The organism is Pantoea cypripedii, assembly GCF_011395035.1.
Classification (GTDB): Bacteria; Pseudomonadota; Gammaproteobacteria; order Enterobacterales; family Enterobacteriaceae; genus Pantoea; species Pantoea cypripedii_A.
The window spans coordinates 24,765-42,768 of record NZ_CP024769.1 but is presented as its reverse complement, the minus strand read 5'-3'; the positions used below and the strand labels follow the sequence as shown (position 1 = coordinate 42,768).

Genomic DNA, 18,004 nt, shown 5'->3' with positions numbered 1-18,004 from the left:
AAGCGGCCTTTAAAATCTGCGCACCAGACCTGATTATTCGCCGTAGTCTGCGTGAGTTTCTGCACATTGCCGGGTGTGCGTTTACGCTTCAGGCGGTCAGGCACCAGGCCTTCCTGTTTCAGCAGGTCCCCGATGGTGCTGGCGGCAGGAACGATGAAGCCGGGGTCGTGACTGAGGAACCAGTGATGGATTTTTTTGGGTCCCCAGTCGGGATGCTGCATACGGAAGAGAATGAGGCGGTCAGCGATATCCGGGGAGATTTTCTCCGGCTGTGTGAGTCTTGCCCGTGAGGCGTCCTGAAGAGAGGAGAGGTCAGCGGGGTCAAATCGGCTGAGCCACTTATAGCCGGTTTTCCGGCTGATACGGTGCAGACGGCAAAGTTCAGAAACGGAATGAGTGCCTGCAAGGCAGGCACGGATAAATTCAAGGCGTTGCATGATAACAGTCTCAGTCCAGGGCATAGTGAGTCTCCTCTGCTATGCCGTTTATAACTGTTACCCATGTGCCCGGTCTAAAGTGTTACCTATGTGCCCGGTTTGTACCTTAATGCCGACCCTACAGGCGTAGGGTGCGCTTTCAAGCGCACCAGGTAGCAACAAACGTATTTCAGCCCGCAAAGCGTTTAGCACCAAACACGCAAACAAGGGTGGTGGACGCTACCATCAGCATGGCCCAGCTGACCGATTCGTGCAGCAGTAAAGCCGCCAGCGCAAATCCCATAAACGGTTGTATCAACTGCAACTGCCCAACCGCAGCAATCCCGCCTTTCGCCAGGCCGTGATACCAGAAGATAAAGCCGATCAGCATACTGAAGATTGAGACATAGGCAAACCCCAGCCAGGCAGACATCGCGATATTGGCAAAGGTCGCCGGACGCGTAACCGCGGCAATCGGTAACATGACGGGAACGGAAAGAATCAGCGCCCAGCTGATGACCTGCCAGCCGCCGAGACGCCGCGAGAGTTTTGCGCCTTCAGCATATCCCAGCCCGCATAAGATGATGGCTCCGATCATCAGGCTATCACCGGTCATCATCATTCCCGCCGTGTCGCTCAGGGTATAACCGGCGATGATGGCTCCGCCCGTCAGTGAAAACAGCCAGAACAGCGGGCGAGGGCGTTCGCCGCCACGCAGCACGGCAAAGATCGCCGTCGACATCGGCAGTAAGCCAAGAAACACAATCGAACGTGCGGATGAAATATGCTGCACAGCCAGGCCGGTGAGCAGTGGAAAGCCTACCACCACGCCCAATGCGGTGATCGCCAGCGCCGGAATATCGCCACGGGCAGGGCGACGCTGGCGCAGCGCCAGCAATAATAAACTCCCCAGCAGGGCGGCAATGGTGGCACGCGCGCCGGTGAGAAACAGCGGGTTAAAACCGCTGATTGCAGCACGGGTGGCGGGCAGCGAACCGGCAAAAATCATCACACCAATAAACCCACTGACCCAGCCATTTAATACAATTTTCATCATCGTCTCCTGACTTAATGTTGCGCAGTAAACCACTGACAACGGCAGCCAGGCCAGATACAATCCAGTACGATTTTAAAAAACTGTACTGGTCTCCAGGGCAGTACAGAAGGGGACGATATGAAAACCCGTATCGAGCAATTGATGGATGATATTCGTCAGCAGATCGCGTCCAGGGCGCTGACGCCGGGCAGCCGCCTGCCCTCGGTACGCGCCAGGGCGCATTCGGCAGGCGTGTCAGTGTCCACGGTGGTGGAGGCGTATGATCGGCTGGAAGCGGAAAATATCCTTGTCTCGCGTCCGGGAGCGGGCTTTTTTGTTTCCGGGCCGATTGCGCCACTGGATCTTGCGCAGCTCGGCCCGCAGGTGGAGCGTGACATTGATCCTCTGTGGATTACCCGACAGGCACTTGAAGCTGCGCCGGACATGCTGAAACCTGGCTGTGGCTGGCTGCCAGCCAGCTGGATGTATGAAGAAGGGATTCGCCGCGCATTACGCAAGGCCGCGCGTAGCGAAAGCGCCTTGCTGACTGATTACGCCGTTCCCGCAGGCAACCCGGAACTGCGTCAACTGTTGACCCGACGTCTGGCAGGGTATGGTCTGCCGGTGACGCCCGACCAACTGGTGTTGACGGATTCCGGCACCCACGCCATCGATCTTATCTGCCGCTTTTTACTTGAACCGGGCGATAGCGTGCTGGTGGATGATCCCTGTTATTTCAACTTCCATGCGCTGCTCAGAGCGCAACGGGTTAACGTGATTGGCGTGCCCTGGACCGCGCAGGGGCCGGATCTCGCTGCGTTCCAGCAGGCACTGACGCTGCACGCGCCGCGCCTGTATATCACCAATGCCGGTATCCACAACCCGACTGGTGGCACTCTGTCCCCGACAACGGCGCATCGTCTGCTGAAAATTGCCGAAGATTCGGACCTGGTGATTGTCGAGGATGATATTTTTGCCGATCTGGAAAGCAGCACGGCACCGCGTCTGGCCGCGCTCGATGGCCTGTCGCGGGTCATGCTAATCGGCAGTTTCTCTAAAACGGTTTCTGCGTCGGTGCGTTGTGGCTTTATCGCCGCGAAACCCGGGTGGGTGGATAAACTTACCGATCTTAAAATCGCCACCGGTTTTAGCAGTGGCCAGCTGGCTGCCGATGTGCTGCTGCATATTTTGAAAGATAGTGGTTATCGAAGGCATATCGAGGCGATTAAGCAGCGTCTGGCGGATAACCGGCTGGAGGTCATCTCCCGGCTCGGGCAGCTGGGTATCCGACCGTGGCTGGTGCCGCAAAGCGGGTTATTTCTCTGGTGTGAACTGCCGGAAGGGATGAATGCCGCAGACGTCTCGCGCGCCTGTTTGTCACAGGGCGTGGTACTGGCCCCCGGCAACACCTTTAGCCAGTCCGGCGCTTGCGATCGTTTTTTGCGCTTTAATGTGTCGCAGTCAGACGATGAACGGATTTATAGCGTGCTTAAGAGGGTGATGGGCGAGTAATTTTTACCCGGTCGGCATAAATGCCGACCTTACACCCGTAGGGTGCGCATTCATGCGCACCTGGAGACGATATTCAGTATGGTAGGTAGCTACGGGGCAACGTTAACGGGCTTTAATACTCCCCTTCACCCCATGTGGTTCAGAGCGCAGATATTGCGGCGGCACATGCACACTGGCACCCAGTTCAGCTGCCGCATGCCAGGGCCAGCGTGGATCGTAGAGGATGCCACGTGCCAGCGCCACCAAATCGGCATCGCCTTCCTGCAACAAATCTTCCGCCATGCGCGGCTCGGTAATCAGCCCCACCGCGATGACCGGCATACGGGTGATTTTGCGCAACTCACGGGCGAAGGGCACCTGATAACCGGCTGATACGGTGATTTTCTGCTGGGCAGAAAGGCCACCGCTGGAGACATGGACATAGGCCGATCCCAGTGCTTCAATTTTCTGACAGAACTCAGCAGACTGCGCCACATCCCAGCCGCCTTCTACCCAGTCAGTAGCGGAAATTCGCACACCCACCGCGACATGCTCCGGCACGGCGGCGCGTACCGCTGCTAACACCTCAAGCGGGAAACGCATGCGGTTTTCCAGGCTGCCGCCGTATTCATCTTCACGCTGGTTGGCTAGCGGCGACAGGAACTGATGCAGCAGATAGCCATGAGCGCCATGCAGTTCGATCAATTCAAAACCAATACGCACCGCGCGCTGCGCGCTGGCAACAAAAGCCAGTTTGATGCGTTCGAGGTCAGCATGGGTCAGCGCGGTGGGTGGGCGCTCACCGTCATGCATCGGGATAGCGGAAGGCGCAACAGTCTGCCAGCCTTGCTGCTCCAGCGGAATCTGGGTGCCGCCCAGCCACGGGGCGAAGGTGGAGGCTTTACGTCCGGCATGGCCTAACTGAATACCGAGGCGGATATCGGCATACTGGCGAATATCGTTGACCACGGTTTGCAGGGCCTGCTCCGTCGTATCATCCCACAGGCCGAGATCCTGGGGCGAAATTCGGCCTTCCGGTTCTACCGCCGTCGCTTCGATGATCAACAACCCTGCGCCGGAGAATGCCAGCTGGCCTAAATGGATACGGTGCCAGGCCGTGGCGCATCCCTGTTGTGCCGAGTATTGGCACATCGGGGCAATCACGATGCGGTTATCTAACTCAAGCGCACCCAGTTTGATCGGGCTAAATAATTTGCTCATGTGTTTATCCTGGTTTCATGCCAAAGGAAGACATCATGCGCTTAGAAGCCATGCGGGCAACAATCAATTTGTGCGTTATAACGTTACTTTGGCTGAGTGACCAGTTCTAACCGCACCCCGCTTTCCGTCAGATGCTCGCGCGCGGTGGCGGGAATGCCGTCATCGGTAATCACTGCATCAAACGGGTATTCCGGTGCGCTGGGGTAGGGATGGATCACACCAAATTTGGAGGAATCCGTCACGGCGATGGTGTAAGTCTGTTTGGCCATCACCGCATTGATCACATCGCAGCGCATCATATCCCGGCCGGTAAAACCGGTATCCGGGTGCCAGCCATCAACGCCGAGAAAGGCTTTATGGAAATTGATGTGCTGCAGGCAGAAGCGGGTAAGCGAACCCACCATCGATTCACTGCTTTTCTGGTACTGACCACCGAGAATAATCACTTCACACTGCGAATCCCGCAGTAGCTGGGCGATGTAGTGGCTCACGGTGATGATGGTCAGATCTTTGCGGCTGGCAAGACAACGCGCCAGCAACGCGTTGGTGCTGCCACCTTCAATGAAAATGGCTTCGCCATCATTCACCAATGACGCGGCGTGTTCAGCAATCGCCTGTTTGATTTTATAGCGGGTACGCATGCGCGAACCGACATCATCACTGTCGGGGGCCACGGCTGAGCCGTGCACGCGGCGCAGGAAATTTTCGCGTTCCAGTGCGTTGAGGTCCTGACGAATGGTCACTTCGGAAACGCCGGTCAACTGCGAAAGCTCGCTCACGCTCACGCTGCCGCGCTCGTTCACCAGCTGGATAATCTGTTCGTGTCGGGTATTCATAGAGTTTTTAGGTGGCACGGTTAGGGTAAACCTCGCCAGTCTAGCAGAAAGCCGTTCGCCCGGTGGCGAAGGATGGACCACCGGGTCGATTTCATCAGGCCAGCCCCAGGCTACGTTTACCTATGGCATTGAGATCGGCGGTGGTGAAGCGGTCCTGCCAGTCGCGCTCATAATCTTCACGCGGGAAGTCAGGGGGAGAGATGCCGAAATCCAGCGCATTGGCGACCTTTTCCGCGTAGCGCAGATTTTTGTCGCATAAGGGAGCGGCGGGAATATACATCACATTGCCCCAGCCCTGTTGTGACTCAACGGGAGCGACGGAATGGATCACATCACAATGCCACCACACCGAGTCACCTGCCTGCAACGGCGGAATGGAAGATAAACCCGCGATCAGGTCCGGGTGCCATTGCGGTGAAATCGGCAGCACTTTACCGGGCGCCACACCACACAGCTCATCTTCCGGTACATCGCTAAGTAGCGGACGTAGCAGAACATACGCCATGGCTTCAGGCACCGGCACCACATGCAGCAAGCCCTGGCCCGCTTCCATATCGGAAAGTGCGGTCCAGCCCTGGAATGTGCGGAAAGCCGAACATTTGGTGGTATTGGCGACATCATATTCATCCACTTCGGTACGGTGCGCGGCATCCCAGGGATCGTAGTCAGCAAACTGGTTATTGAAAATTTTGCGGAATACCTGCTGATAAGCAGGTAACAACCAACGCTCCAGCGCGCCGGAGTCGGTATGCGCGCCCAGCCCTTTCGAGGTGGTGCCCGGCAGGCGGCGACGGATACGATCGGGATAAATAATGCTGACATCAGGATCGAACCAGGTCACACCGCCGCTATTAAATTTCCATAACCGGTTCAGGAAGGATTGTGTCAGGGAAATCCCTTCGCTCTGGCGTGCCTCCATCTGCGATTTGGACCAGTAGATGGGATAAATTTCCGGTCGGGAGGCTTCCAGGCTGCCGAAGAAGGTATCGCCGGGGCCACGATAGATGTTGTCAAAATCATTCAGTTCGAGGTAATCCAGCATCGCCTTATCCCAGGCCAGCGCTTCTTCACGGGCGAAGTTTTGCTTCACCACCACGCAGCCGCGACGCTTAATAAAATCGATTTGATCCTGAGAGACATTTTTTTCTGCGATATCACGCCAGCTAACCACCGGCCAGGCTGTTCCCCGTTGCGCTTCATCTTCCTTTGCTTCGGCAATGGCCTGGGTGATTTTAGCCTTCACCTGAAGGAATAAGCCTTCAACGTCGCCAATTTGCGCTCTGAGCTGCTGCTTCATCAGGCGGATTTTTGCTTTGTGATCGTCAGGTAGGGTCACTGAGGTAAAAGAGGTGTTCATAGCAACTCCTGGTCGGTTTGGTTTGTTTCGAATGAATCTTAATTAACTTTCATTCGTAATATTAAGCGGAAATAACAAAAGCGCAACATCAAAATGTTGCGCTCGCTCACAGATAACCAGGGGGACTTTTTGCTGCAAAGAAAACGGCGCGAAAAATCGCGCCGTGACAGAAGGTTAGGTTGATGGTGTTCGGGCTTAGAACGGCCCCCACTTGATTGACACACCGATTAACAGCATCACCACGCAGATACTGAACCATACGGCGATCAGCGGCGCGATAAAACGCAGCCATTTACCGAAAGGAATACCTGCGGTAGCCAGCACCGCCATCAGTACGCCGGAGGTGGGGCTGATGCAGTTAACAATGCCTTCACCCAGCAACACGGTTTGCACCGTGACCTGACGTGTCAGGCCCAGGTTATCGCCCAGCGGAGAGAAGATCGGGATCAGCACTGCCGATTCGCCAGAGCCGGATGAGATGCCGAAGTGAATCAACGCGGCGCTGATAAACATGCCAATCGCCGCGAGCTTTTGCGGTACGGGTGCCAGCAGGTCGGTGAGGAAACCAACGATAGGATCGAGCACATGGCCCTGTTGCAGAACCAGCGACACCGCGCCAGCCAGGCCGACAATAAAGCCACCTTTCACCAGGCCAGAGCAGCCGGAAAGGAATGTATTGGCGATATCGGTGCCGGACATGCGGCCAATCAGCCCCACCACAATCGCCAGCAGGATAAACATGGCGGACATTTCATTGGTGCCCCAGTGCAGCCGCACGGCACCGCTGATGAAAATGATCAGCGCCAGCGCGCAGGTCACCAGAATCAGTTTATGGCGACCGGTGACGACAAGCGTTGCATCCTTCTCCTCAGCCTGTTTCGGGCGCAGATGACCTTCGCGACGTGCTTTACGTACCGACCAGATCAGGTAAGCAATGGCGCTCAGCGCAAACAACAGGAAGGTTATCCCACGCAGCAGCATGCCGGAAAAGATCGGCAGCTGCGCCAGATGTTGCGTCAGACCGGTGGTCGCCGGACCTAATACCGAGACGTTAAACCCGGCAGCACAAGAGAGATACACCAGCGATGCCCCGAGGATCGGCGACAGCCCCAGCGAACGCGCCACCAGCAGGCCAATCGGCACGAAAGCCACGACCGCATTGATCACCGCGCCGGTGGTGCCGAGAATGGCGAAAATCACACCAAAGATCAGGATGATGCGGGTATCACTCAGGCTGGTACTGCGCGCCAGCGAATTCAGCGCGGTTTTAATCGCTCCGGTGGATTCCACCACCGCCAGCACACCGCCGGTAAACAGAATCAGAAAGATAATCGGTGCGGCTTTAACCATGCCTTCCGCGATGGCGGTAAAAATCTCCAGCGGCCAGACACCTGACTGCGGCACCGCGTGCAGGCTGCCTTTCACCGCAAACTTTATCCCCTCGCGGGTGACATAATCGAATGCGCCAGCCGGGATCAGCCAGGTGGCGACAGCCGCCACCACCAGCATAATAAACAGCAGCAGATACGGGCTTTGCCCGACGGGGCGGGCGACAGGTGCTGACGCTGACTGTGCGAGGTTTACCTGACTCATAACACATCACCTGCCGCGCGGTTGCCCAGCACCATCCCTGCCACCAATGCGGCACGTGGAACGATATTGGCAATGATGATGTGTTCGTGGCGTGCATGAATACCTGCGCCGGTGGCACCGAGGCCATCCAGCGTGGGCAGTCCCAATGCTGCTGTGAAGTTGCCATCGCTGCCGCCGCCGACGGATTTACCTGCAACGGCAAAACCGAGTTGTTGGGCGATCTGCTGCGCGCGTTCCAGCATCTGCTGTGACGCCGGGGTCTGACGCATCGGCGGGCGGCCCTGTTCGCCACTGACGGACAACACGATACCCGGCAGCACCGGTTGCAGTTGGGTAATCGCGTCATGGATGCGCTGTGCTTCATCTTCGCTGGTGACGCGGGTATCTATGCCCAGTTCGGCATGGTCGGCCACCACATTGATCCGGCTACCGCCATTGGCAATGCCGACATTGACAGTAGTACCGCGTTCCGGTGCATTCAACGCGTGGAGGAAGTGGATTTGATGCGCCATTTCCTGCACCGCGCTGATCCCTTCTTCAGGATTGTTGCCAGCATGAGCCGCCTGGCCGGTAATCACCACGTCATAACGTCCGGTGCCTTTACGCGCAATTTTCAGGTCGTTGCTGCCTGCTACCGCTGGTTCTACCACCAGCACCTGCCGGGAGCCTGCGGCGTGGTGGCCAATCCAGGCGCTGGAGCTGGGGCTACCGACTTCTTCATCACTGTTGCACAGGAACACAATGCGCTGGCCGCTTAACAGACCCAGCTGTTGCAGTGCGCGCACCGCCCAGATGGCCTGCACCAGGCCCGCTTTCATATCCAGCACGCCGGGGCCATACAGTTTGCCATCCTCTTCGCGCAGCGCTAAATCGCCGTGATCCCAGACCGTATCAAAATGCCCAATCAGGGTGGTTTGTGGGCCGTCATCCCCGAGTGAAAAACGCAGATGGTTGCCATATGTCGTCTGCTGATCCACCTGCGCATCAATGCCCAGACGCTGCTGAAAAATGCTTTGCAGCACTTCGCCACAACGATCCACCGCCGCCTTATCTAATGACGGTGACTCCGCCTGAACGAGTCGTTTGATATCGCCCAGAATGTCATCAGCATGCTGTTGTAAGTAATTTTTTATATTGTTCATTTATAGTTTCCTGCCTTAGTCCAGACGGCAGTATGCGCAGAAAACTCTGCGTATAAAAATGAGGTGGGAATGCTAGAATTGTTGCCCTGAGAGCAACAGATAGGAACAACTTATGACAACGGCCACTTATCCGGAGAAGGCGATAAGTTATTTATATGAAGTCGGGATGCATGGCGGGATACGGCGTGCCGCCGATGCGCTGGGCATCAACCCTTCGGTCGTCAGCCGTCAGTTATCGTTGCTGGAACGTAGCCTGCAACTACCGTTACTCGAACGACGTGGGCGCAATGTGGTGTTAACCGAAGCCGGTAAGTTACTGGCGGATGATTACGCGCAGACCACCCAACGGCGCAAGCTGCTGGAACGACAGTTGCGCGACATGCGCCATATGCGCGGTGGCTCGGTGACGTTACGGGTGGGGCAGGGCATCGTGGAAGAGGTCGTCAACAACGTGTTGAAGGAGTTTTCTGTGGCCTGGCCAGGGGTTTTTGTCGATATCAGCTCGGGCGATATGCAGAGCACCGTGGATCTGATCATGCGCGGTGAAGTGGATATGGCGGTGGGGTTTGGCACTGCCGGGCCACCGGGGCTGAAATCGCACAGTTTTCGCCGTGGGCCAATTTGCGCCATCGTGCGCCCGGATCACCCAATAGCCGGTTATAGCAAAATCAGCATCGCTGAACTGACCCAGCACCGGCTGATCACCATGAGTGAAAATTTTGGCCTGCAACGCTATCTCAGCGCAATCTTCAAAAGTGAAGGGCAAGTGCTGGCCCCCGCTTATTGCTGCAACCTGTTTTCCAGCGCCCTGTCGCTGTGTCAGGCGGGGTTGGGCATTGCTTTTATGACCGAACAGGCAATTCCACAAGTGTTACGTCACCACGAACTCAGGGCGATTCCCCTTGACCATCGTATCGCCCGCGAAAGCCAGAGCCACCTGTTACGCAGTGCCGATCATCGTTTCACCCCAGCTGCCAGCTATCTCTGGCAGCTGCTGTGTAATTTCTTCTATGAATCAGAAGCTAAGGAATCAGTCGCGCCTGACGAAATGCGCTGAACAGATCAAAAAACATCTGGTCCGTGGCGCGATATTGGTTGAAACCAGCACGGCGTAATTTGCTGCCGTCGCCAAACATGTCGTAATCCCAGCCAAAAACGAAATCAGCAAAACGACCATCGTTGAGTCGCAGCAGATCCGCCTGCTGCAACGCATTCTGCTGCGCCAGTGTCTGCCATTGCTGCCGATAATCGTGGAACAGCTGCTGGAACGACAGCGCTACCGCTGGGGCGCAGTCGAGATCAAACCAGCGGGCAAGGGCCGGCCAAAGCTCGCTCCAGCGCCAGAGATCGCCGTTGTTAATATTAAACGCCTCGTTGTGTGCCGCCGGGGATGTGGCGGCCCAGATGCTGGCCGACGCCAGTAAGCTGGCATCAGTATGATCCACCATACTTTGCCAGGTCTGCTCAGCACCTGGAAACCGCAACGGCAGGTTCTCTGCCTGACAGATTGAGGCGTACAGGGCGATGCTGAGCGCCAGATTCATCATATTACCCGACACCGCGCTACCCACCACACCCGGCCGTAAGGCACTCCAGTGCCAGGCTTTGCCCTGCTGGAACGCTGACAACCATGCCAGTTGTGCCGCATTAAATTCCGCGCCTGGCACGCCGGGATCAGTTTCGCGAGCCGGAGTTTTAAAGCGGCCAAGATGCGCGCCGTAGACCTTATAGCCCTGCATCAGGCTGACGTGTCGCAACGGGGCGCTGGCGTCGATACCCTGTACCAGGTTGCGTAACATCCGCACATTCGGTTCGACCATCGCTGACCAGTCCGCAGCATCGAGCCAGGCGCTATAAAAAATGTGGGTGACATTAGTCAGCGGTGCCAGCGCAGCAGCGCTTGCACCGCTGTCCAGTAGATCAACGCTGATATAAGGAATCGGTTGCTGTGGCCGCGCCTGTTGACGCGTCAGCCCAATGACCTGCCATTGCTGCTCCAGCAGGGTGTTAACCAGCTGGCTGCCGACAATCCCGCTCGCCCCCGCCACCAGGGCCACCTTGTTGTGTGATGAGTGATGCATGTGTCCGTCTCCAAATGAGGGTGTGGCTGCATTCTCATCTATTATTTTTTGTGGTTATATCCCATCCATTCGATAGCACTTATCACGAAATTTAATAGATGAATAACAAACTCAATGCCATCAGCACTTTTATCCGGGTTGCGGAAGCCGGTTCGTTCTCGGCGGCGGCACGGCAGGCGGGCCTGAAACAATCAGCGATAAGTCAGCAGATTGCCGCGTTAGAGGCAGAGTTAGGCGTGGTGCTGTTACGACGCACCACGCGATCTATGGCGCTGACCGAGGCGGGCACGCAATATCTGCATCAGATATTGCCGCTGATGGAGGCGATGGAAGACATTGAAACCCAACTGCGTCCGGCACAGCAGCAGTTGCAGGGGAATCTGCATATGCAGTTACCCAGCGGCATCGGGCAGCTTTTTCTGCCTTATTTACTTAATTTCCAGCGGGAACATCAGGGGATCAGGCTGGATATCGCGCTCGACGATCGTTTATCGGATGTCATCGGTGAAGGGGTGGATGTGGCGCTGCGCCTGGCGGAGCAGCCACCGACGACGATGGCGGCCCGTTCACTGGCGCGGGTGGAAACGGTGCTGGTGGCAGCACCGGCATTCATCAGGGCCACGCCGGTTAACGATGTTATGCAACTGGCGGAGCTGCCACATGTGCGCTTCCGCGGCATTGCCAAGGACGCACCGTTAACCTTGCTTGGCCGCGCAGGAATATGTTCGCTGGCGGTGAATACCGTGTTCAGGGCCAACACCAGCCAGGCATTGATGCAGGCTATTGAGGCGGGTATCGGCATTGGCGGCCTGCAATGGCCACTGAGCGCGGCGGCACTGGATTCCGGCAGGCTGGTGCACATCTTGCCTGATTACCGCCTGCCGGACCGCTATTTATATGCTGTCTTTCCAGATGCGAGGTTTATCCCACAGCGGGTCCGGGCACTAGTGGAATTTATCAACCATTCACTTCAGGCGATCCCGGGCTTTTCAACGTAAATACCGATACTTCCACATCCTCACCAAATGGCAGGGGCAGGAAACCGCTGTCTGCGGCACGGACGCGTGCCAGATATTCCGGGTAAAGTCCTTTTGTCCCATCCAGTATCGGCAAAATGATTGCGCGCAAGTGCAACTTTCGACGGCTCGAATTCACAGGCGATGATTTTACCGACATCGTTATCCCGTAACGGCTCAGCAAGATGCAGGGTTGAGATACCATCGTCAAAGCGATTGAGGAAACGGCGAAAGAGAAGATCGGTGTTTATCAGCCAGCGGTTGGCCCGGTTGAAGCATGAGCACTCCTCGCTCAGCCAACGATGGCTGCCCGTGTACGCACGGGTTATTCCAAAGATGATCCGCTTCTGCGCTTTCGTGAATTGAAAGACTCGATTGAGAGCGAAGTGATTGGCCTGGCAATTTCGCGTGGGTTTAAGGTGTACTGAAGGTTTGAAGATCTTTACATTATCTAAGATTCAACGAGGTATTGATAATTTCAATTCTAAATCATGATGTTATGGTTGCTTCTCTATGCCCCTTCTTAAGGGTGATATTTACGCACCTGCAAATTGTTATTAGAATATGGGCATTGTAATGCAGTATCAGTGGAGGCGTGTATGACAAGATTCACAACTGTTCGCCCCAACCAGCGTCGGGTGCGTGCTGAGATTAACGCATGGGCGAAAAGCGATAAATCCTCTACCGTTCGTTTGACCAAGATATCTCCAGAGAAATCGGCAGAGATTTCATGCTCTTTTACGGAAGCTATCATTTCCCGTAAGCATCTGGATGGCGACCTGGAGATAGCATAAAGTTGGGGATAGAAAGTCTATTATATAATAGGTAATGTTTATCTATCCCCACAATATTCGAAAGAGATGAGAGATCGCCAAGCCGCTGGAGATGATTATCTTTACGATTTAAAAGAAGCATTCAAAGTTTATTGGTCAAAGGGATTCCATCCAGACATTGGACAGGATGCACATTTTGCTAAGCCTTCTGAAATCCTTACCTTGAGTGTCCGAAAGTCACATATTCGCCAGGATACCTATTCTAATGAGTACGGCTGGAGTTCAACTGAAGAAGCTTGGGATCTTTGGGGGAAAGCCAAATCATACAAAAAACCTGTGAGTAATGCATATCTGATATATGTTGTATCGGAAGACAGAGATGCTGTTATAGCAGCATTTATCGATGATGGTGCGCATGCGAAATGTGACCAAATGGAATACATGGAAGGTGTAATTGATCTTAGTTACACGCTTTTCCAGCGTTTGCAAAAGAAGCCTATGCCAATTGCACAACATGAATTCTTATTTGATGATAAATGGTTGTCTAACTCTGCGAATGAGTAAAATACATTTCGACTAAGCAAACACTTATTTTTCCCTCTTGATGAGTTTACAGTTCCTGCCACTCCTTAATTTTGCATACGCTTGCGCCTTCCGCATGCCAGGATTTCACTTCTTCTAAGTATAGAGATACGCAATGGAGTGGATTTCAGTTGACGATTCTTTGCCAGAGTCGGGGCTTACCGGGTAATGATCGCCACAGATAAAGGTGTTGGTTCTGCTAACTACAATCTTTTCAACGGATTTCATGCAGCCATGCTAAATGGCAGTACCCAATACTCGTCTCTTGAAGTGACGCACTGGATGCCGTTTCCTGAAGCGCCAGGTAAGTAAAAAAAATAAGCCCACATGTGGGCTTTTTGTTTAACCCAGCCACTCACTCACGCCGCCATGTCTTGAGCATGTGCCACGATGGTGAGTGCTGAAGCTATAGCTATCATCCCTGCATTTTGCTGTTGCTCCATCAGGTACGTTACCTGACTTTGTATGCGCGGGTCGATGGATTTGCTTGCCGTCAGAGTTTGTGTAATCACCTTGCTCAATGAGTTCATTATCAGACTGAGTGGCTGGCGTGTGTGTCTTAGCGATTGCCGGATGAATAACGAGCAACGCTGAAAGGGTAAAAGCAGCTATAAATCGCATGATAAATCGTCCATGCTGGCAGAAAGTTACCAGAGAAAAGAAACCCATATGTGATGGATTTCGAACATAGTCAGTGAGTCATCAATCAATGGTGTTTTTCGTAGTGGTTGCCGGTCCGTGCGTTTTTATACTTGCCATACTTATGGGATGAACCATGGCCACCAGCGTAATGACCACCGCGAGCAAAGCTGAGTGACGGAGAAAGAAGTGCGAGAGCGACTAAAACTACAATAATTTTTTTCATGATTATCCTTGCCAAAACCTGCCATGTGGGAAAGCCCCATCAGCAATATACGGCTATGTTTTGGAATAGGAATCCTGATAAACGATCAGTCATCAGTCGTAGTCATGCTGCAATTACCGATTCGCTGAATAATCACATAGGCTCAATTTATGAGAAGCATAAAAAAGTAGTCGTGTAATAGCATCTTGCGTGCCGCTGGTAAGTTTATTACTACATCATTTAACCTGAAAAATAGCCAAAATTCTCAACCTGTTTTCGGACTGCAACTTGAGAGCGGTTTTGCGTTCGCTTGCGCCAGGCTCATGCCAGGATTTCTCAAGTCATAAAGATGGAGAATCGCTATGCGGAAGGTTGCTTTGGCTTTGGGGTTGATGGCAATCGGCTTTGGATCACTGGCTAACTCCAATTTTAGAAAAGGTCAGAATGTAAATCTGGCCGAGGGTGGCTGGGTATGCCGCACTCTGACAAAGCTATTGCTTCGTGGACTATAGGAGATATCAGAGAGGCATCAGCTCCCCGGATGAAATTCAGGCTTATGCCACCGACATGGCGGCGTTGTTCTGAGCCCGGATCGGCGCAAAAGGTGCAAAAATGCACGAAAAGAGGGCTGGAAAGCTCTGAAAGCGCGAATTCGCATTCTCAAGAACCCACACCGCGAGTAAGCTTTAGAAAACCTTTTTGCCGGGCGGATTCGACGGCACTCTGATACGGGAGAGTAATATGGCAGTGAAAATGATTGCGGTAGATATGGATGGCACTTTTCTGGATGACAACAAGCAGTACAACAAGCAGCGTTTTCTGCGCCAGTACGCGTTGTTAAAAGAAAAAGGCATCCGCTTTGTGGTCGCCAGTGGTAATCAGTATTACCAGCTGCTGCGCTATTTTCCCGAAATCAAAAATGAAATCGCCTTTGTGGCGGAGAACGGTGCCTGGGTATCAGACAGCAACGAAGAGATTTTCTGTGGCGAACTGGCTCCCGAGGCGGTGCGTCAGGTCCTCGACATTCTGGCGAAAGAACCCGAGATCAGCACCGTGGTATGTGGTCGTAACGGTGCCTACGTCCATACCTCCATGCCGGATGAGGTGATGGCGATGCTTGCGAATCACTACCATCGGCTGGAAAAGCGCGACAACCTCTACGATTTCGATGACACCATCTTCAAGTTCTCGCTCAATCTGGCGCACGAAGGGGTTGAGGCATTGCTGGAACGCCTGCACACCGAGCTGAATGCGATTGAAAATATTATGCACCCGGTTTCCAGTGGCTTCGGTTTTGTTGACCTGATCATCCCCGGCTGTCATAAGGCGCACGGTATCGCCTTGTTGCAGGAGAAATGGGGTATCGATGATTGTGAAGTGCTGGCGATTGGCGACAGCGCCAATGACCTCGAAATGCTGCGTCAGGCGTGCTACAGCTTTGCGATGGCGAACGCCGCCGCACCGGTGAGCGCGGTGGCGAGTTATAAAACGGAAAGCAACAACGATGACGGTGTGCTGAATGTAATTGCCCGCCTGCTGGCACGGGAATTCCCGTTTGCCTGATGGCGCACCGGATTGTAGCGGCGCGATTCATCGCGCGTATTTTGTAAAACAAGCGCGATAAATCGCGCCGCTACGGATCCTTAGGGTTATTGTTAACGAAAATAATCCGTCTCGCGCATATCCTGCAATAATCCCGGTCCGTCTGGCTGCCAGTTAAATGTCTTGCGGGTCCACTCGCTGGAAGCCTGATTATCGGTAGCGGCAAAACGTGCCATCCAGCCCAGCCAGCTTTGCGCTTCGTCCATCGTCAGGCTTTTCACCGGCAGCGATAACCCGCTGGCAATGGTTTCGGCAATCTGCCGGAAGGCAATGCCTTCTTCCTGCACCGCATGCAAAATCGTACCGGCTTCGGCCTGTTCCGCCGCCAGACAAAACAGTTCGGCAGCATCAAAGCGATTCACCGCAGGCCAGCGGTTCTCGCCTGATTCAACATAAACCGCCGCCCCTTTTTCTCTCGCCAGGTTGATGAGGATCGGGACAAAACCATGATCGCCTGCGCCATGCACCGTGGGTGGCAGGCGCACTAACGCCACGCGTACCCCTTTATCCGCCAGCGCCAGTGCGGCGATGTTAGAATCAGAGCGTGGATGCGCACCTGCTGCCGGTGGGTCCTGTTCGGTTGCCCTGCGACCCGGAGCCACCAGCGCGGTGCCCGAAGTGACAATCAGTGGACGATTTGAACCTGCCAGTTCTTCCCCCATTGCCAGAATGGCACGTTGATCGACTGCCGCGGCATGATCCATACGACTGAAATCATGGATGTAACCCGCATGGATGACGCCGTCACTTTGCTGCACTGCCGCGCGCAGACTGGAGATATCTTCCAGATCGCCACGTATCACCGTCACGCCCTGTTGTTGCAGCTTCTCTGCCGATGTATCGCTGCGCGCCAGGCCCAGCACCTGATATCCGCGTGCGTGGAGTTTTTTTACAATGGCGGAGCCGACAAAGCCGCTCGCCCCGGTCACAAAAATTCGCATAATCGTGCTCCTCACTGGCTATTAACAGGCACTATGATAAAAGCCTGCGGCGCGGCGAAAAGTCGTGAGCTTATACGGGTATCGGGACTAACAGGATAACAACCATGACGATGCAAGACGACAATCTGCTGGGCAATTATCTGCGTGAACGCCGCCAGCGGCTGGATGCGGCCAGGCTGGGCTACCCGATGCAGCGACGTCGCACGCCCGGTTTACGGCGCGAAGAAGTTGCGGTTCGCGCCTGCGTCAGTACCACCTGGTACACCTGGCTGGAACAGGGCAGGGGTGGCGCACCGTCAGAAGTGGTACTGGAACGCCTGGCGCAGGCGCTGGAACTGAGTGCGGCAGAGCGTGACCACCTGTTTCTGCTGGCGCAGAATCGCCTGCCCGGTGTCACCTGGCAGGAGGGTGTCAGCGTTTCACCTTCACTGCAACGGGTACTCGACAGTATGCCCGTGACACCTGCGCTGGTGAAAACCGCCGAGTGGCAGGTGGTGGCCTGGAATCGGGCCGCGACTAAGGTCTTTGTCGATTACGCGCAGTTGCCGCCTGCGCAGCGCAATATCCTGCTGATGATGTTCCGCGATGAACAGATGAAAAAACGCTTACCCGAATGGGAGAGCGTCACGCGGGGGCTGGTGGCGAATTTCCGCGCCGACGTGGCGCGCACCGGTGCAAGCCGACATGTGCGGGCGCTGGTGGAGGAGCTGTGCGCCATGAGCGAGACCTTCCGCCGACTGTGGGAATCCCATGAAGTCAGCCAGCATGGGGAAGGTATCAAGCAACTTTGGCTCCCAGACGAAGGGGTGCTGGAACTGGAGTACAGCACCTTCGCGGTTGAGGGCAAACCTGGACTCAGCCTGGTGGTGTTTAATCCGCATCGGGAACAGGATCATGCCTGTTTGGCGCGGCTGCTGGCCCGTCCGTAGCGGCGCGATTAATCGCGCGCTTTTCCGACATTGGCATGCTTTGTCAGGGTTGCGTGATAAATCACGCCGCTACAGATTGTGCCTTAACTGACAAGCATTATGCCGGTTAGGCAGGGGTTTCAGCCTGAAATCGCCAAAAAGAGC

Annotated in this window: 19 protein-coding genes and 1 pseudogene; 8 read left to right on the top strand and 12 right to left on the bottom strand. The window is 54.9% G+C overall.

What is annotated here, in order from left to right:
• Both CUN67_RS20580 and CUN67_RS20575 read right to left on the bottom strand, forming a co-directional pair.
• On the bottom strand, positions 1-461 hold a 461-nt coding region (locus CUN67_RS20580), incomplete at its 3' end, for a helix-turn-helix domain-containing protein (RefSeq protein WP_208717321.1).
• A 145-nt stretch (positions 462-606) separates the two neighbouring features.
• Positions 607-1,470: a DMT family transporter gene (locus CUN67_RS20575; protein ID WP_208717839.1), complete on the bottom strand. Its 864-nt coding sequence runs from the start codon at positions 1,468-1,470 to the stop codon at positions 607-609.
• Positions 1,471-1,590: 120 nt separating this feature from the next.
• On the opposite strand from CUN67_RS20575, the gene CUN67_RS20570 reads away from it, so the two are divergent.
• On the top strand, positions 1,591-2,964 hold the full coding sequence (locus CUN67_RS20570) for a PLP-dependent aminotransferase family protein (RefSeq protein WP_208717320.1): 1,374 nt from the start codon (positions 1,591-1,593) through the stop codon (positions 2,962-2,964).
• A 102-nt stretch (positions 2,965-3,066) separates the two neighbouring features.
• Here CUN67_RS20570 and CUN67_RS20565 read toward each other — a convergent pair whose 3' ends face one another.
• From CUN67_RS20565 to CUN67_RS20545, 5 genes are all read right to left on the bottom strand, one after another.
• The gene (locus tag CUN67_RS20565) at positions 3,067-4,164 is read right to left on the bottom strand and encodes an NADH:flavin oxidoreductase/NADH oxidase (RefSeq protein WP_208717319.1); all 1,098 of its coding nucleotides are present in this window, start codon (positions 4,162-4,164) and stop codon (positions 3,067-3,069) included.
• Positions 4,165-4,247: 83 nt separating this feature from the next.
• The gene (locus tag CUN67_RS20560; protein WP_208717318.1) at positions 4,248-5,000 is read right to left on the bottom strand and encodes a DeoR/GlpR family DNA-binding transcription regulator; all 753 of its coding nucleotides are present in this window, start codon (positions 4,998-5,000) and stop codon (positions 4,248-4,250) included.
• Between the two features lie 94 nt (positions 5,001-5,094).
• The gene (locus CUN67_RS20555; protein ID WP_208717317.1) at positions 5,095-6,357 is read right to left on the bottom strand and encodes a DUF1479 domain-containing protein; all 1,263 of its coding nucleotides are present in this window, start codon (positions 6,355-6,357) and stop codon (positions 5,095-5,097) included.
• Between the two features lie 195 nt (positions 6,358-6,552).
• The gene (locus tag CUN67_RS20550; protein WP_208717316.1) at positions 6,553-7,950 is read right to left on the bottom strand and encodes a YfcC family protein; all 1,398 of its coding nucleotides are present in this window, start codon (positions 7,948-7,950) and stop codon (positions 6,553-6,555) included.
• Positions 7,947-9,092 (bottom strand): M20 family metallopeptidase, encoded by a 1,146-nt coding sequence (locus tag CUN67_RS20545; RefSeq protein WP_208717315.1) that lies wholly within the window; start codon positions 9,090-9,092, stop codon positions 7,947-7,949. Before CUN67_RS20545 ends, CUN67_RS20550 begins: the two co-directional genes overlap by 4 nt.
• 112 nt (positions 9,093-9,204) lie before the next feature.
• Here CUN67_RS20545 and CUN67_RS20540 point away from each other — a divergent pair, with 112 nt between their 5' ends.
• Entirely contained in the window at positions 9,205-10,149 is a 945-nt protein-coding gene (locus CUN67_RS20540; RefSeq protein ID WP_208717314.1) for a LysR family transcriptional regulator, read from the top strand.
• Here CUN67_RS20540 and CUN67_RS20535 read toward each other — a convergent pair.
• Entirely contained in the window at positions 10,115-11,173 is a 1,059-nt protein-coding gene (locus CUN67_RS20535; protein ID WP_208717313.1) for an SDR family oxidoreductase, read from the bottom strand. The two genes, CUN67_RS20540 and CUN67_RS20535, sit on opposite strands and share 35 nt — an antisense overlap.
• 98 nt (positions 11,174-11,271) lie before the next feature.
• On the opposite strand from CUN67_RS20535, the gene CUN67_RS20530 reads away from it, so the two are divergent.
• Positions 11,272-12,171 (top strand): LysR family transcriptional regulator, encoded by a 900-nt coding sequence (locus CUN67_RS20530; RefSeq protein ID WP_208717312.1) that lies wholly within the window; start codon positions 11,272-11,274, stop codon positions 12,169-12,171.
• Here the strand turns inward: CUN67_RS20530 and CUN67_RS30430 are convergent.
• A pseudogene (locus CUN67_RS30430) lies at positions 12,131-12,392 on the bottom strand (hypothetical protein); the annotation flags it as partial. The gene CUN67_RS20530 and the pseudogene CUN67_RS30430 overlap by 41 nt on opposite strands.
• 396 nt (positions 12,393-12,788) lie before the next feature.
• On the opposite strand from CUN67_RS30430, the gene CUN67_RS20525 reads away from it, so the two are divergent.
• The 3 genes from CUN67_RS20525 to CUN67_RS30695 all read left to right on the top strand — a co-directional run bounded on the left by CUN67_RS20525 (position 12,789) and on the right by CUN67_RS30695 (position 13,856).
• On the top strand, positions 12,789-12,983 hold the full coding sequence (locus CUN67_RS20525; RefSeq protein WP_208717311.1) for a hypothetical protein: 195 nt from the start codon (positions 12,789-12,791) through the stop codon (positions 12,981-12,983).
• Between the two features lie 66 nt (positions 12,984-13,049).
• A complete protein-coding gene (locus CUN67_RS20520) occupies positions 13,050-13,526 on the top strand; it encodes a type II toxin-antitoxin system YafO family toxin (protein ID WP_208717310.1) in 477 nt (158 codons plus the stop codon).
• Positions 13,527-13,712: 186 nt separating this feature from the next.
• Complete coding sequence (locus CUN67_RS30695; RefSeq protein ID WP_208717309.1) at positions 13,713-13,856, top strand: DUF551 domain-containing protein; 144 nt, start codon at positions 13,713-13,715, stop codon at positions 13,854-13,856.
• 30 nt (positions 13,857-13,886) lie between these two features.
• Here the strand turns inward: CUN67_RS30695 and CUN67_RS20510 are convergent, their stop codons facing one another.
• Both CUN67_RS20510 and CUN67_RS20505 read right to left on the bottom strand, forming a co-directional pair.
• Positions 13,887-14,165, bottom strand: coding sequence for a DUF3761 domain-containing protein (locus CUN67_RS20510; RefSeq protein WP_208717308.1), 279 nt, complete (start codon positions 14,163-14,165; stop codon positions 13,887-13,889).
• Between the two features lie 85 nt (positions 14,166-14,250).
• On the bottom strand, positions 14,251-14,409 hold the full coding sequence (locus tag CUN67_RS20505; protein WP_208717307.1) for a membrane lipoprotein lipid attachment site-containing protein: 159 nt from the start codon (positions 14,407-14,409) through the stop codon (positions 14,251-14,253).
• 720 nt (positions 14,410-15,129) lie between these two features.
• On the opposite strand from CUN67_RS20505, the gene CUN67_RS20500 reads away from it, so the two are divergent.
• A complete protein-coding gene (locus CUN67_RS20500) occupies positions 15,130-15,951 on the top strand; it encodes a Cof-type HAD-IIB family hydrolase (protein WP_208717306.1) in 822 nt (273 codons plus the stop codon).
• 92 nt (positions 15,952-16,043) lie between these two features.
• Here the strand turns inward: CUN67_RS20500 and CUN67_RS20495 are convergent, their stop codons facing one another.
• Entirely contained in the window at positions 16,044-16,931 is an 888-nt protein-coding gene (locus CUN67_RS20495) for an SDR family oxidoreductase (protein ID WP_208717305.1), read from the bottom strand.
• 104 nt (positions 16,932-17,035) lie between these two features.
• Between CUN67_RS20495 and CUN67_RS20490 the strand changes: the two genes are divergently transcribed.
• The gene (locus tag CUN67_RS20490; protein WP_208717304.1) at positions 17,036-17,860 is read left to right on the top strand and encodes a helix-turn-helix transcriptional regulator; all 825 of its coding nucleotides are present in this window, start codon (positions 17,036-17,038) and stop codon (positions 17,858-17,860) included.
• The last annotated feature ends 144 nt before the right edge of the window (positions 17,861-18,004 follow it).